The 987-nt window shown below is 63.8% G+C and carries 1 protein-coding gene; it reads left to right on the forward strand.

Translation table 11 applies throughout. The annotated features are described in order from the left end of the window. Positions 1 to 166: 166 nt before the first annotated feature. Positions 167 to 901 (forward strand): elongation factor P 5-aminopentanone reductase, encoded by a 735-nt coding sequence (gene ymfI / locus QVE23_RS03005; RefSeq protein WP_273481717.1) that lies wholly within the window; start codon positions 167 to 169, stop codon positions 899 to 901. Positions 902 to 987 lie beyond the last annotated feature (86 nt).

A 987-nucleotide genomic window follows, 5' to 3' on the forward strand; every position in this document is an offset into this window, starting at 1 on the left:
ACCTGTGACCCCCTGCACGTCAAGCAGGTGCTCTAGCCAGCTGAGCTAATCGTCCAAAACGGAACGTATATAGGATACACGAAAACGCACCTTTTGTCAACACTTTTCTTGCGCGATCCTGTTTTTTTTGTTATACTGCTGACAGCACTATGACAGGAGGATCACTATGAATCGTGTGGCATTGGTCACTGGGGCTTCCCGGGGGATCGGGAGAGCGATTGCGGCGGAGCTGGCGGAGGCGGGACATGCTGTCTGTATCAATTACCTGACGCACCGGCAGGAGGCGGAGACACTGGCGGAAAAAATCCGGAACCACGGTGGAAATGCCATCGCGGTTCAGGCGGATGTGGCGGACCGGGCGGCTGTGGAGGCGATGGTCCGCACCGCGGAAGCGGAGCTGGGTCCCGTGAGCCTGCTGGTGAACAACGCCGGCATTGCGGGGCAGATCCAGTTTCAGGATATCACGGACGCCCAGTGGAACCGCTATCTGGGCGTGAATCTGGGCGGCGCCCGAAACACCATCCAGGCGGTGCTGCCCCATATGCTCCACGAGAAGGCAGGCTGCATCGTCAACATCTCATCCATCTGGGGACTGCGGGGAGCCTCCTGTGAGGTGGCGTATGCCTGCACCAAAGCCGCTCTCGTGGGGCTGACCCGGTCCCTGGCGCTGGAGCTGGCGCCCTCCCACATCCGGGTCAACTGCGTGGCTCCCGGCGTCATCAACACCGACATGGTTCAGGTCCTGGGACAGGAGACCTTGCGGGATCTGGCGGAGCAGACGCCTCTGGGACGGCTGGGGACGCCGGAGGACGTGGCCCACGCCGTTGCCTTTCTGGCCTCCGACAAGGCATCCTTCCTCACGGGGCAAATCCTCGCCGCCGACGGCGGGTTCATCGTTTGAAGACTGCCGAACAAGAGAGCCGGGGGGCGGCGGGGGGGGGGCCCGCGCAAGGGGACGGGCGCCCCCCGCGCGGCCCCCCGGGGGGG

The organism is Oscillibacter sp. KLE 1728 (genome assembly GCF_934833455.1).
GTDB lineage: Bacteria > Bacillota > Clostridia > Oscillospirales > Oscillospiraceae > Oscillibacter > Oscillibacter welbionis.